Source organism: Mesoplasma corruscae, from assembly GCF_002930145.1.
GTDB classification, from domain to species: domain Bacteria; phylum Bacillota_I; class Bacilli_A; order Mycoplasmatales; family Mycoplasmataceae; genus Entomoplasma; species Entomoplasma ellychniae.
In genome coordinates, this window is sequence record NZ_PHNF01000001.1 from 509,983 (window position 1) to 524,172 (window position 14,190).

The window sequence follows — 14,190 nt, forward strand, 5'->3', positions numbered from 1 at the left end:
GGTTTATTTTTATTTATAATTTAATTTAAAGGAGATTTATGACACATATACAAAATAATAGTCAAACGTTTGCTTTTAAAATAGAAAAAACTATAACAAAAAGACAAAATTCGTTTAAAAAAAATAAACTAGATTGAAAGTTATTATTTAAAATATTGTTTGTACTAATTATGACAATAACTATTTTAGATATGTACATTAGAAGTTCTGTTTGAAACATTTTATATATTAACCAGATTAATAATTTACTTTCAAAAGGCGAAGTCAAAACATTAGATGATATATTAGCATATGGTATTTTACATAACGCTCGTTGAGTTGTTAACAAACAGTACATTGTATCAGCAATAAATTTTGTTCAAGCATCTCAAGGTTTAAAAGCGGTATTTAACCCATTTGAACAAATAGTTGGTGTGTCATCTTATTTTACTGTTTTATCAAACATTTTAATTACAGTGTGAATGTTTACATCGCTAATTAAGCCTTATAATGAATCTAAAAAAGGATTGCTTAGTGAAAAATCATCAATTATAACAGCTACTTTAATTACAATTACAGGTATTATTTATAATGCATTTTTAAGAGGAGCTTCAACAGCATCAACTAATGCTTATATGTGAGAAAAAATTTTATCGCATGCGTCAAATGAAATACTACACACAATAGCACCATTATTATTTGTATTATATGTTTTATTCTTTATGAAACATCAAAATACAGAAAAAGTCACTTTAAAAAGTGTTTCAAAAACACTATTAGTAATTATATTTATATTATTAGTATATGGTGCTTTTGCTATTACAAGAGGAATGATAAAACAAGCATCAGGCACTATGATTGATGTTGCTTATCCATATTTCTTTTTACAAGTTACAAACCCTTTAATATTAGGATTACCAGGATATGTTTGATTTGCAATTTTTACCATAGTACTAATAGCTATATCTTTAGTATTTTCAATTTTTTATCAATGAATTATTTACTTATCAAATAAAAATAAAGAGAATTAGTCTAAATTTTTATTAATTACCTTATAATAAATAAGGTATATTCATGGCGGTGTAGCCAAGTGGCTAAGGCATAGGTCTGCAACACCTTGATCGTCGGTTCGAATCCGATTGCCGCCTCCATTAAGAAAAACAAAAGAAGTTTATAAGCTTCTTTTTTTGTGTTTTATAAAATCTTCAAAAAATTTATTGTTTTTTACACTTCTCTCCTTTATAATAAATAAGTCCCTAAATTTCTTTGAGGGTATCAATAATAACAATGCGCCCGTAGATCAATTGGATAGATCGTTTGACTACGGATCAAAAGGTTAGGGGTTCGAGTCCCTTCGGGCGCACCAATTTTGTCAACAATGTTATTATTGTTGAAGTAATAACATTTAGTATCGGGAAGTGGCTCAGCTTGGTAGAGCATTCGGTTTGGGACCGAAGGGTCGCAGGTTCGAATCCTGTCTTCCCGACCATTATATTTTTATGTGGGCCCTTAGCTCAGCTGGGAGAGCACCTGCCTTGCACGCAGGGGGTCGTCGGTTCGATCCCGATAGGGTCCACCATTTTTTTTGGCGGGGTAGCTCAGTTGGTTAGAGCGTTCGGTTCATACCCGAAAGGTCGAGAGTTCAAGTCTCTCTTCCGCTACCATATTCATAAAGGACCTTTAGCTCAGTTGGTTAGAGCATCCGGCTCATAACCGGACGGTCACTGGTTCAAGTCCAGTAAGGTCCACCAATTAGTAATTACACAGTTGTTGCTATTTGAACAATTTTATAAGGAAGATTACCCAAGTCCGGCTGAAGGGATCGGTCTTGAAAACCGAGAGTCGGGGAAACCCGAGCGGGGGTTCGAATCCCTCATCTTCCGCCATTTTTATTTATCGCGGGGTGGAGCAGTTGGTAGCTCGTCGGGCTCATAACCCGAAGGCCATAGGTTCAAGTCCTATCCCCGCAACCATATGGCCCCATAGCGAAGTTGGTTATCGCGCCTCCCTGTCACGGAGGAGATCACGGGTTCAAGTCCCGTTGGGGTCGCCATTATTTTTGGTTGTGTAGCTCAGTTGGTAGAGCAGCAGATTGAAGCTCTGCGTGTCGGCGGTTCAATTCCGTCCACAACCACCATCCAAAAAAAGCAAAACACTTTTCAGTGTTTTTTTATTTTATTTACTGCTTTTTAAGAATATAATTATAAAAAGGTTATTTTTATGAAAAAAATTATGAAGTTATTATTAAGTAAAAATGTATATATAATCTCAGTGGTTATTATCTACTTATTTTTTGCTTTTTTTATTTATTTTTTTGATGATTCATTAATGGGTCTTTGAATACTTTCAAATATTCAAAAAATAAATTCTACAGTTTTATTATTTTTATTTATTTTAATGATTGTCAATTTTATTAACTTTATTAAAAAAACTGATGCATATGTATATAAAAAAAATCAAGATGATAAAACTGAAAAAAAAGAACTAATGTTTGCCATGGTTAGAAATATGTTGTGTTTAGTTCCATTAATACTTATTAAACTATTTGTAAAATTATTTCAAAATACCATTCTTTTTTCTCGAACAAACAATTTTGAATATTTGTCAATAGTTATAATAAGTTTTTTATTATTATCTACAATCATCATTATTTTTGGAGCACTTTTATTTAAATTTAGATCTAATCAAAATAATAACTTATCAGTCAATTTTAAAGTTCTTATTATCTTTTTTGCTGAAATGAAGAAAAAAGAAAAATCAAAAGAAAAGAAAAATAATAAAGCCGATTCTAATTTATCACAAGTTTTAGTTAATGTTATTTTACATATAAACAATACAACAGTTGAATTATTTTGAAAAATTAAAAGAATCGTATTGTTAAAAACTAACAAAAAGTATAATTTACCAGCAAAGTTCCAAGTTTAATTTTAAAAATTAATTTGGAGGATACAAAATGAAAAAATTATTACAACTACTTACAGTAGTTACTATTTTGCCTACTGTAAGTATGACTGCTGTCTCATGTGATATGTCATTTAAAAGTAAAGAAAAAAGCGAAAATAAAACAACAGAAACATCAACTAAGAGAATAAAAAACACTGAACTTAAGTTAGAAGTGGAAAGTCTTTTAAAAGATAAAACATTTAATAGTGTACAAGAAGCTGCTGAATTTATTGCAACATACAAAGATTGAAAAACAGAAGGTATACTAAGAGTCCAAGCGTCTATTTTTACAGAAACTGATGCAGCTAGTATTGCAATAACACCAATTTTAAAAGAAGGATATGAATGTCTTGATACTTATGGGAACGTTTTTGAAGTATATATTAAAGTAGATTTAAATACTGAAATTAACAAAAAAATTGAAGAAATCAAAAATAACAAATATGATGAAAAAAATCTAGAATCTGTAAAAACTGAAATAATTCAAAAAATTAAAAAAATAAAAGGTATTAGTTCAGTTGAATTAAATTGAACTGATGAGAATTTGCTAAAATATTCACTAAAACTGTTATACAGACAAAATTTTTCAGGACCTGAAGTAGTTAATAGTGAAACAAAAACTTACACAAACTTAAAGGAAGCAATTTCATCTGTAAAAAGTAAAATTCAAGAAAAGGGTTATAGCACAAACGATGATGCAAAAAGCACAATTATAAGGTTATATAACAATATTGAAGGTGTGAAGGATGTGACATTTGAATGAGAAAATTCTGTTAATTATAAATATAGGGTTAATTTAACATTTGAATCAACATATTATTCTGATGAAACAACTGTTTCAGATTTATTAGTAAAAAATGAATCAGTTGGAAAAGAAGTTGAACAAATCTTTGAAGTTGTTAAAAATAAAAAATACAACATAGCTGATGAAAATATTGAAGAAGAATTAATCAAACCATTTAATAGTACTAATTATTTAGAATCAGTAAAATTTAGTTGATTATCACAACCTAATAATACATATAAACTTACTTTTAATTATAAGAAAGGTTATTTTGGCCCTGAAACACTTTCTGCAAAAATTTTACATAAAATGGACATTACTGATATGATTAAAGGTGCAATTACAAATATAGAATTTGAAAATAAAGGTGTAGTTTATGAAAATGCATTAAAAGTCCAAGAAATATTTTCTAAGATTTTAAAGCAAATTAAAGGTGTGCAAACATTAGATTTCTCTACTAATGCAAATAATGATAATACTTATAAATTAAGCATAAAAGTAAGTTATGATGACGAAAACTATTTTGGTGATAAAACTTTTGAATCTAATTTTGAAATGAAAAAACCAATTGATGACAATGTTTTAAAACAAAAATCAATTTTTGAAAACCAAGAATTTAAAAACTTAGACGCAGCCAAAGAATATATTAGTAACTCTTTAACTAAAATTGAAGGTGTTAAAGAAATTATTAATATAACATCTGATTCTGAAACTAAAAATGTTAAATTTACAGTCATTACTGATGAATTGCACTCAATGCAATATAATGTTTTAGAATGAAAAGCTGACTTGAAGTTCTCTGAAATTAAACCAATTGATAATCAAGAATTAAGTTGAGTTAATGGTAGTCAAAAAAAATATCAAGATATTAAACTTAGTGGATATAAACTTATTGGTAAAAATTTAACATTCAAAACTGATGTTGATAATTTAATTTCAATTACAGAATATGAAGAAAATAATAATAAGTATTTAAGTATTCAATCATTAACGAATGTGGCCGGAGTTAAAACTGTTAAAGTTGATGTTCAAGTTGAAGGTCAACCCGAATCTAAAGTAAGTTTTGAAGTAAAAATTATTGGACAACCGATAATAACAACAGAAGAACCAGATCAAGTCGCAATAAAATGAAATAAAACTAAGCATGAGTTTGTAGATGTTGATTTTCATATAGATTTTTACGATAATGCAAGTAATATGTTGGTTACCGACCAAAAAGATGATTACATATCAACAAGCATTATAGAAAAAGATGCTACTAATGGTTTATACAGTTTAAGAATATATGGTAATAAACAAAATTCTTGACTATCATGAGGCGCTAATCAAGATGCTTATATAAAATGAAACGGACAAACTTTATGAACTGTAAATACAAGAGTTAGATAACATAAAATTAAAAATTATTTAAAACTTATCTTTTTAGATAAGTTTTTTATTTAAATAAAACCTCAAGATTTATAAGTTATAATAAAAAAGAGTAAAAAATGATATATAGGAGAAAAAAATAAAATGAGACAAAAAGTAATTTTTGGAAACTGAAAAATGAATGGGAACAAAGAAGGATTAATTTCTTTTTTAAAAAAAGTAGAAAAAGCAATTAAAAAGTCTGATGTTAAAGCAGGATTAGCTTTACCATTTACTTTATTAGAAATTGGGATCAATAAAGCAAAAATTATTGACATTGCTGCACAAAATGTGCACTTTGCAACTAATGGTGCTTACACTGGAGAAGTGTCAATTGCAATGTTAAAAGAAATAAACGCAAAATATGTTGTTATTGGTCATTCTGAAAGAAGAGAAATGTTTGGCGAAACTGATGAAACTGTAAACAAAAAAGCTATTGAACTTATTAAAGCGGGAATGACTCCGATTATTTGTTGTGGTGAAACTTTGGAAACTAAAGAAGCTAAAAAAACTGTAACTTGAGTTAATGGGCAAATTAAAAAAGCTTATAAGAATATTTCAGCTAAGGATGCTTTAAAAACTATTATTGCATATGAGCCAATTTGAGCAATTGGAACTGGTAAAACTGCAACTGCGAATGATGCTGAAATTGTTTGTCAAAAAATTAGAGAAAACTTAGCAAAAATTTATGATGAAAAAGTTGCTGATCAAATAACTATTCAATATGGTGGAAGTGTTAATCCTTCAAACATTTCTGAATTAATGTCACAAAAAAATATTGATGGAGCATTAGTTGGTGGAGCTAGTTTAAAAGCTGATGATTTTATTGCTTTAATCAACTATAAAAAATAAATTATGAAAGAAATTAAACTATTAGCTTTAGATATGGATGGAACTTCATATCATAAAATGGCAGGTATTATTTTAGATAATGTAGAGCCTATTAAAAAAGCAATTGCAAAAGGTGTTAAATTAGCTTTTGTAACAGGTAGACCAGCTGTTTCAAAATTAAATGAATTAGAAAAATATGGTTTTGATAAAGATATTGAAATTATTGTTGGTTGTAATGGGGGATGTATTTATGATTTAAAAAATCATAAAGTTTTAGAATCCAACTGTATTGATTCAATTACAGCTAAAGCAGTTTTTAACGAAGCTTTAAAAAATGATGCTTGTATGTGAGGATACACTGATGATCTAAATAAAGTAGTTGTTACTAAAAATTCAATAAATAGTAAAGACTATATTTTAGAAAAAGGTTTTTTTGATGGTGAAGTGTTATTTTATGAAGATGTTAAGGATGACTTTAGTTTTAAGTTTTTTAAACTGTTAGGTTTTCAAGGTAATGAAAAATTATACAAATCATTAGAAGAAAATTTTAATTTAAACATTTCAACTAATGATAATTTAATTGGGGAAATAAATGTCAAAGGAATTAATAAAGCATATGCTTTAAAATGACTATCAAATTTCTATGATATCCCTGTTGACAACATGGCTGCTATTGGGGATGGGATGAATGATTATCCGATGATTCAAATTGCTGGTGTTGGGGTTGGTATTGCAAATTCAGTTCAACCGATTAAAGATATATCTGATGTTTATATTAATAAAACAAATGTTGAGGGTGCTGTTAAAGAGTTCATTGAAACATATATATTAGGAGAGAAATAAAATGAAAACAAAAAAACCAGTTATTTTAGCCATTTTGGATGGTTGAGGAGTTGCAGCTCCCGCTAAAGGAAATGCTGTTGATAATGCAGATCAAAATTTTGTTAATGAAATGAAAAACACATATCCATGAGTTGAAGCACACGCTTCAGGAAAATGAGTAGGTTTACCCGAAGGACAAATGGGAAACTCAGAAGTTGGTCATATTCATTTAGGTTCAGGAAGAATCAATATGGAATCTTTAGCTAAATTAAACAATGAAATTGAAATTAATGGTTTTGCAACTAATGAAGTTATTCAGACAACTTTTGCTTATGTACTAAAACACGACTCAACATTGCATTTAATGGGGTTATTTTCAGATGGTGGTGTTCATGCTCACATGTTACATGCAATGTCATTATACAAACATGCAATTAAAGCAGGGATTAAAAAAATCGCATTTGATTTAATTACTGATGGAAGAGATACTGAACCTAAAGTTGCAAAACAATACATTCAACAATTATTAGATTTAATTAAAGCAAATAATAACATTGGTGTAATTAGTTCAATACATGGTAGATATTATGCAATGGATAGAGATAAAAGATTTGAAAGAAGTGCTGCTTCATATGAAGTATTAACTAAAAGAACTTCACAAGTAAAATCATTTACCAACCCATTGGATTATATACAATCAGCATATGATGGTGGGTTAGATGATGAAATGATTATTCCTGCTTACAATGCAAATGTTATTGGGGGAGAATTAAAACAAAATGATGCAATGTTATTTTTTAACTTTAGACCTGATAGAGCTATTCAAATAGCTTCTGTTTTAACTAATAAAGATTATGCTTCATGAAAAGATGAATCATTTAAAAACTTAGAATTTATTGGAGACAAAATTATGTTTGTTTCAACAATGAAATATTCAGATAGTGTAACTTCGCAATGAATAGCTTATCCTCCAGCCCCCCTGATTAACACTCTTGGTGAGTATATTGCTGCAATTGGGTTAAAACAATTAAGAATTGCTGAAACAGAAAAAATTGCTCATGTTACATTCTTTTTTGATGGAGGAAATGACTATTTTAAAAATGGTCTAGCAAAACAAGATGAAATTAAATTAGCTAATGCAAGTCTTGATTTAATTTCATCACCAAAAGTTGCAACTTATGATTTAAAACCTGAAATGTCTGCAAAAGAAATTACAGACAAATTATTAGAAGAAGTTAAAAAAGATGAGTTTGACTTAATTGTGTTAAACTTTGCAAATTGTGATATGGTTGGACATACTGGTGATTATGAAGCTACTGTTAAAGGTGTAAAAGTTTTAGACGAACAATTAAAAAGAATTCATGATGAGTTTGTGTTAAAACATAATGGAGTTATGATTATAACAGCTGATCATGGAAATGCTGAAGTTATGATTGATGAAAAAAATGGTCCTAATAAAAAGCACACAACAAGTTTAGTTCCAATTATTGTTACTGATAAAACTATTAAACTTGATGATCAAGATCCAGCTATTGTAAAAATAGCACCAACAATTTTAGAAATTTTGGGTGTAGAAATTCCAAAAGAAATGTCACAACCTTCATTGATTAAAAAGTAGATAAAAACATTAAAAGTTTTCAAATTTAATTTGAAAACTTTTTTATTTTTTGTAATTTAACTCTATTCATAAAGTTATAATATAAGTTAATAAAAATATTAAGGAGGAATAATGAGCAAACATTATAAATACAATGCTGATTTAGAAAATGTTTTATCAAATTACAATAAAGAACGTATGGGATTTTTTAAACTTCTTTACACAGTTGGTAAAACTAATAAAAAAATTGCAAGCTTAGTTATTATTACAATTGTGGCTCAGGCTCTATTGGTTTCTATAATACCAATACTTACTAATATAGTAATACAGCAAGCTCTTTTTGATAATCAATTAGAACAAAATGCTGGGAAAGATTATGGTCAGGTTTGATATGTATGAATAATTATTATGACATTAGTTGTTATTCTTTTATCAAGTATAGTTTTTTTCAAAGATTGATTGTTTAGCATCATCACTTCAAGATTAGAAGTAAAGTTTAAAATAGCAATTTTAAGAAAATTATTTGAACAAGATATTTCATATTATTCTGATAAAAAAATTGGTGAAATAATGACAAAAGTATTATATGATACATCAAATGTTTCAAATGAAATTAGTGGTTTGTTGAATTCTTTAATACAAGCACCCATGGTTTTGATATTAGGAACAGTATCATTATTTATTATTTCACCACATTTAGCAACAGCTGCTTTAGTAACTGTTTATTCAATGGTTTTAATATTAGTGTTTGTTGTTAAAAATTATCGTAAAAACCATTTACAACTTAGAAACATAATGAGTTCAATCAATGGAATAACAGCTGATAAAATTAATTCTATTAGATTAATCAAATCATCTGGAACAAGAGAATATGAAAATAAGGAAATTGAAAAAATTTATGAACCTTATTTAAAACAATATAAACCAGTTGCGCTTAAAGGGGCTGCGCTAAGTACTATATTAATAGCATCAGATGTTATTGTAGCAATGGTTGTTGTTATTGTTGCTGTATTAATATCAAGACAAGATTCAGACTCATTTGCTAAATTAGTGCCTATTACAGCTGGTTTAACTGCTCTAACAAGACCATTGTGACAAGTGTCTGGAATTATTCCAGCTATTTCAAGAGCATCTGCTAGTGCTGAAAAAATATATGGAGTTATGAAAGCAAAACCATTATTTTTAGAACATGAGCATGATGGAATAATTATTAGTGAAGATATTAAAACAATTGAGTTAAAAAACATTGTGTTTAGTTATCCAGAACAACCTTCAAAAACAATTTTACAAAATATGAATATCACTTTTAAAAAAGGTAAATCATATGCTTTTGTTGGAGAAACTGGGGCTGGTAAAACAACTATTTCTAAGTTATTATTAAGATTTTATGAACCCACAAGTGGTGAAATCCTTGTTAATGGACATAATCTAAATAAATTAAATTTACCTGTGTACTTACAAAGAGTTGGATATGTAGAACAAGAACCTCAAATTATTTTTGGTAATGTTTTTGAAAATGTTAAATATGGCGCTTTTGATAAAACTGATTCACAAGTTATTAGAGCATGTAAAAAAGCAAAATTGCACGATTTAATATCAAATATGCCAGATGGTTATAATACTATTCTTGGTGAAAGGGGTTTTATTTTATCTGGTGGTCAAAAGCAAAGATTAATTATTGCTAGAATGTTTTTAAAAGACCCAGAAATATTAGTTATGGATGAAGCAACTTCAGCTCTTGACAATATTGTTGAAAAAGAAATTCAAGTGTCATTAAATGAGCTAATGGTTAATAAAACAACTGTTGTTATCGCACACAGATTATCAACAATCAAACATGTTGATGAAATTATTGTGCTTGGAGCTAATGGAGCTGGAATAGTACAAAGAGGAACATTTGACAATCTTAAAAAAATTGAAGGTCATTTTAAAAGATTATATGAAGCTGGTATGATGGAATAAAATGGGAGGTAATTATGTCAAAAGAACATGTGCAAGTAGTTTTGATACTTTTAATTATTGCGTCTTTGATATTTATACCTATAATTATTTGTGTCTTACTGTTATTTAAAAAAAGAAAAAGGTTTAAAAAACCCAATCCTAACTTATTAAAAGAAATTCAACTTACAAATGAAAGAGTAAAGAATATATATACTGAGGATAGTAAAAAAAGACCGGAATCATTTTGTGGTATATTTACAATTTATATTGGTGCAAGAGGTAAAAATTGAACTAATGATTTCTTTAAACCCGTTTTAGTTATTAAAACATATGATATATCAACAGAAATAAAATTAATTAAAGAAAAAGTTGATCAAGTAATTAACTTCGATATTAAAGAAATCGAAAACTTTTATAAAAAAATGGCATTTTTTTTAAAGTATCACAAACTAACAACAAATAACATCAAATACATTCAAAACCATAATATAAATAAAAGTGCACCAACTGAATTTATTGATAAAAAATTAGAAGAAACAATTAATTATTATAAATCATCAGAACATGGATTTAACCCATTAGATAATATTGAGGATATTTATGCATATTAGTCTTGGAAATATACTAGATTGATTAAGTACTAAAACAGATATAATGATTTTGATAATGTATTTTCTTCTAGTTTTTTGAATCGTTTTGCTTATACTAACAAATATAGTTCTAAAATTAAAAATTAAAAAACGACACAAAACTATTTCAAAAATAATAAAACAAAAAGTTTCTAAAACTTTTTGAAATAAAACTATGAATAATATGATTTGAAATTATAATGAACAACAATCTGTTGAAAAAAATGTCGGTGGAATATATCTTATATATATTCAAACATCAAACTCAAGTTTGTTTCAACCTTTATATGTTGGACAATCACAAAATATTAAAAGAAGAATTGCTGAGCATGTTGAAAGCATAGAAAGTGTGTATTTTAAAAACACGCTTTCGTCAAAATATTATGAAAAAATAAATTGTAAATATAGGTCTATTGCTAAATATATGATAGTTAATAATTTGAGTTTAAATAATATTTACTTTTTGATATTAGAAGACTTAACAGAAGCCTATCAAAATAAAATGAATATTAAAAAAACTGCATTTCAGAAGACACTTCAAAATAAAGCAGAAATTTTTATTAACTCGCGGGAAGCATTTTGAATGGAACTTTTAGAATCAGACACACGTGGATTTAACGTTATGAATTCTAATAGTCAGTATGCAAACCCAATAAATTTACCAGATTTTGTTAAAACCAAAAATTGTAAAAAAGGCTAATTTAATTTTAAAATGTAGAACAATAAAACTAGAACTAATACCAAAGAAATCAAAAAATTAAATACCAAAATTAATTATTTTAGTTTAATTGTTCCTGACAATTTTAAAAAATAGATTGTGAAACTATAAACACGTTATATGGTATGAATTCATATTGTAGCGAAATATCTTCTTTAATTTATCAACCTATAATTATTGAAAACTTTAATGATCCTTGAGGTTTTGACCATTCTTCTGGAAATTCGAATAACAAAAACATTTAGAAAAAATCTTGAAAGCCTTTAAATTAATTGATTTTGAACATGTTTATCATAAATGTATACAGTGATGTATTTTATTGCTACCTTTTATTTTTATTAATTTCTTCAAATTCAGTTTTTAAAATAAAAGAATTAGTATGCAAAATATTTTTCGTTATTAGAATCAACATAAATTTTAAGATAAGCACAATAGTCATTTTTTATGTTGCTTTTAATTACTAAATCCATAAGATCAATGTCTATATAAACATATCAGTAAAGAATTGTAATGAAGTTTTTCCCATAGAAGATATTTTAATATAATCAATATTAGGGTTAAAGAAATATCCACTGCCTCTTTAACAAAAAATAAAAAGTCTTTTATTTAAAAACTTATTTATTTTAATTCAAGTTTTTTTGCCTAATAACTTTAAACTTACTAGCTTAAAAGTTTTACTTAGCAATGCTTTAGAAAAAACTTTTGTGTAGATTTTACATATTTTAATAAATAGTCTACAATAAATTTGCTTATTCTTCTATTTATGCATTAATTGTAGTACAACTATCGCTTAAATATTTAATAAGTTTCATAAAATAGTTAAAAGATCATTTTTTGTAAATTGTTTAAAAAATTGCACATTTAAAGACTTTATTTGTTATTATTTTAAATAAGATAAGGAGTCGCTTATGAAAAACACAAACTTTGTAATTGCTTGAGCAAGTATTAGTAAAGGTTTTTCTGCGGTTTGATTATCTGCGAAAAATAATTTTTTTAATACTTTAATGATATTCAACGATATGCACATGGAAATCATAAAATCAACTTTTAAATTAAAATATTTATTAAGTAATTGGTAATGTTTTTATTAAAAGAAAGTTTAAATCAACTATTTTAGTGGATGATTAATTTTCCTTATATTAGATATAATTTAAATCCATAAATAATATTTTGTATAAAAAAATGTAATTAGTAATTAAAATAGTAACTTAGTAAATCTAAAAGATTTATAAGTTTTTTATAAAAATTATATTAATTTTTAAAAGTTTAACAAGATTATTTTTTTCAATTAAATATTTTAAGAAAGGAGATGATTCAGTGCAAACAAATAATAAGCAAATTCAGGAACTTATTGATAATATTGATAAAATTGATCAAAATAATTTAGACAACAATTTTTTTAATAATATTTTTTATAAAATTAAATATGGATTAAATAAAATATCAGAATCTATTGATGATTTTTCAAAAAGAAATCCATTATTTTTTTATTCAATAAAAAGGATTATGTTTGCTATAATAACTCTTTATGTTGCTACAGCAGTAATTTACTTTTTTATGACAATTGTAATGAATGACACAGTTTATGTTAAAGATATAACTGATCAGCAATGAAACGCTATGGGTATAGTTAAAAGAAGTCCTGAATATTATGCTTTTATAAGTGATAGAAAAAAAATGTTAGGTGTTGATGGGCCACTATTAAAACAAATTCTTTTTTATTGAAGAAATGTAACACCAATTATTCCAAAAAATGTAACAATTTCATCAGAAATTGATGCATCTGGTCAAATAATTAATGTACAAGAAAAAAAGTTTTTTTATTTGGGATTAACTTTAAGTGAAATTGGCTCAAAACCCTTAAGGACTCCTATTCAAGAAATTTTTTGAGAAGCTATGCCTAAATCATTTGTTGTAGGTATCTTAGCTACTAGTCTTTCATACTTAATTGGTGTGCCTCTTGGCATATATGCAGCTTTAAAAAAAGAAAAACATCAAGATAATATAATCAATATTTTTTCCTTTACTATAATTGCTTTACCTACGCTTGTAATTATTCAATTATTGTATTTAATATCATTAAATGCCGGAGCTAATACTTCTTGAAACACTGGAGACATGTTTACTAAAGTGTTCCCTATAATTGGATTATTCTTATTGATAAGTCCATCAATTATTGTATCAACAAGAAGATTTATGGTAGATGAGATGACATCTGATTATACAAAATTTGCTTATTCAAAAGGAATGACACAAAAATATACATTTTTTGTTCATATTTTTAGAAATTCATTTGTGAAAATGGTTAGAGATATACCTACAGTATTTGTATTTTCAATTTTTGGAAGTAGCTTAATTATTGAAAGAGTTTGAGGTATTCCTGGCATGAGTTCAATAATAGTAGACGGTATATCTAAAAATGACTTATTTACAGTTATGGGTTATACATTTTTATCAGCTAGTGCAGGGATATTAACACAATTAATAGGAGATTTACTTTTGGCTATTTTAGATCCAAGAGTCAGATTAAGATAAAAAT

General features: G+C 26.8%; 11 protein-coding genes and 10 tRNA genes. All 21 read left to right on the forward strand.

What is annotated here, in order from left to right:
* Positions 1–38: 38 nt before the first annotated feature.
* The 21 genes from MCORR_RS02370 (at position 39) to oppB (ending at position 14,186) form a co-directional block, all read left to right on the forward strand.
* Positions 39–1,010 carry a Pr6Pr family membrane protein gene (locus tag MCORR_RS02370; RefSeq protein WP_104207985.1) on the forward strand — a complete coding sequence of 324 codons (972 nt, stop codon included), beginning with the start codon at positions 39–41 and terminating at the stop codon, positions 1,008–1,010.
* 45 nt (positions 1,011–1,055) lie between these two features.
* Positions 1,056–1,130, forward strand: a tRNA-Cys gene (locus tag MCORR_RS02375).
* Between the two features lie 138 nt (positions 1,131–1,268).
* Positions 1,269–1,345, forward strand: a tRNA-Arg gene (locus MCORR_RS02380).
* A 46-nt stretch (positions 1,346–1,391) separates the two neighbouring features.
* Positions 1,392–1,468: transfer RNA gene (locus MCORR_RS02385), tRNA-Pro, on the forward strand.
* A 14-nt stretch (positions 1,469–1,482) separates the two neighbouring features.
* Positions 1,483–1,558 (forward strand) — tRNA-Ala (locus MCORR_RS02390).
* An 8-nt stretch (positions 1,559–1,566) separates the two neighbouring features.
* Positions 1,567–1,643 (forward strand) — tRNA-Met (locus MCORR_RS02395).
* 10 nt (positions 1,644–1,653) lie between these two features.
* Positions 1,654–1,730, forward strand: a tRNA-Ile gene (locus MCORR_RS02400).
* A 42-nt stretch (positions 1,731–1,772) separates the two neighbouring features.
* Positions 1,773–1,865 (forward strand) — tRNA-Ser (locus tag MCORR_RS02405).
* Positions 1,866–1,876: 11 nt separating this feature from the next.
* Positions 1,877–1,952: transfer RNA gene (locus MCORR_RS02410), tRNA-Met, on the forward strand.
* Positions 1,953–1,955: 3 nt separating this feature from the next.
* Positions 1,956–2,032: transfer RNA gene (locus tag MCORR_RS02415), tRNA-Asp, on the forward strand.
* Positions 2,033–2,040: 8 nt separating this feature from the next.
* A tRNA-Phe gene (locus MCORR_RS02420) sits at positions 2,041–2,116 on the forward strand.
* An 83-nt stretch (positions 2,117–2,199) separates the two neighbouring features.
* A complete protein-coding gene (locus MCORR_RS02425) occupies positions 2,200–2,904 on the forward strand; it encodes a hypothetical protein (RefSeq protein ID WP_104207986.1) in 705 nt (234 codons plus the stop codon).
* A gap of 28 nt (positions 2,905–2,932) precedes the next feature.
* Positions 2,933–5,095 (forward strand): hypothetical protein, encoded by a 2,163-nt coding sequence (locus MCORR_RS02430; protein WP_104207987.1) that lies wholly within the window; start codon positions 2,933–2,935, stop codon positions 5,093–5,095.
* A 123-nt stretch (positions 5,096–5,218) separates the two neighbouring features.
* The gene (gene tpiA, locus MCORR_RS02435; protein WP_104207988.1) at positions 5,219–5,965 is read left to right on the forward strand and encodes a triose-phosphate isomerase; all 747 of its coding nucleotides are present in this window, start codon (positions 5,219–5,221) and stop codon (positions 5,963–5,965) included.
* A 3-nt stretch (positions 5,966–5,968) separates the two neighbouring features.
* Complete coding sequence (locus MCORR_RS02440) at positions 5,969–6,787, forward strand: HAD-IIB family hydrolase (RefSeq protein ID WP_104207989.1); 819 nt, start codon at positions 5,969–5,971, stop codon at positions 6,785–6,787.
* Between the two features lies 1 nt (position 6,788).
* Positions 6,789–8,384 carry a 2,3-bisphosphoglycerate-independent phosphoglycerate mutase gene (gene gpmI / locus MCORR_RS02445; protein ID WP_104207990.1) on the forward strand — a complete coding sequence of 532 codons (1,596 nt, stop codon included), beginning with the start codon at positions 6,789–6,791 and terminating at the stop codon, positions 8,382–8,384.
* Between the two features lie 111 nt (positions 8,385–8,495).
* Complete coding sequence (locus MCORR_RS02450; RefSeq protein ID WP_104207991.1) at positions 8,496–10,325, forward strand: ABC transporter ATP-binding protein; 1,830 nt, start codon at positions 8,496–8,498, stop codon at positions 10,323–10,325.
* Positions 10,326–10,339: 14 nt separating this feature from the next.
* Complete coding sequence (locus tag MCORR_RS02455; RefSeq protein WP_104207992.1) at positions 10,340–10,915, forward strand: hypothetical protein; 576 nt, start codon at positions 10,340–10,342, stop codon at positions 10,913–10,915.
* A complete protein-coding gene (locus MCORR_RS02460; protein WP_104207993.1) occupies positions 10,905–11,633 on the forward strand; it encodes a GIY-YIG nuclease family protein in 729 nt (242 codons plus the stop codon). Before MCORR_RS02455 ends, MCORR_RS02460 begins: the two co-directional genes overlap by 11 nt.
* 926 nt (positions 11,634–12,559) lie before the next feature.
* A complete protein-coding gene (locus tag MCORR_RS03775; RefSeq protein WP_181021205.1) occupies positions 12,560–12,730 on the forward strand; it encodes a hypothetical protein in 171 nt (56 codons plus the stop codon).
* Positions 12,731–12,968: 238 nt separating this feature from the next.
* Entirely contained in the window at positions 12,969–14,186 is a 1,218-nt protein-coding gene (gene oppB, locus MCORR_RS02465; RefSeq protein ID WP_104207994.1) for an oligopeptide ABC transporter permease OppB, read from the forward strand.
* The last annotated feature ends 4 nt before the right edge of the window (positions 14,187–14,190 follow it).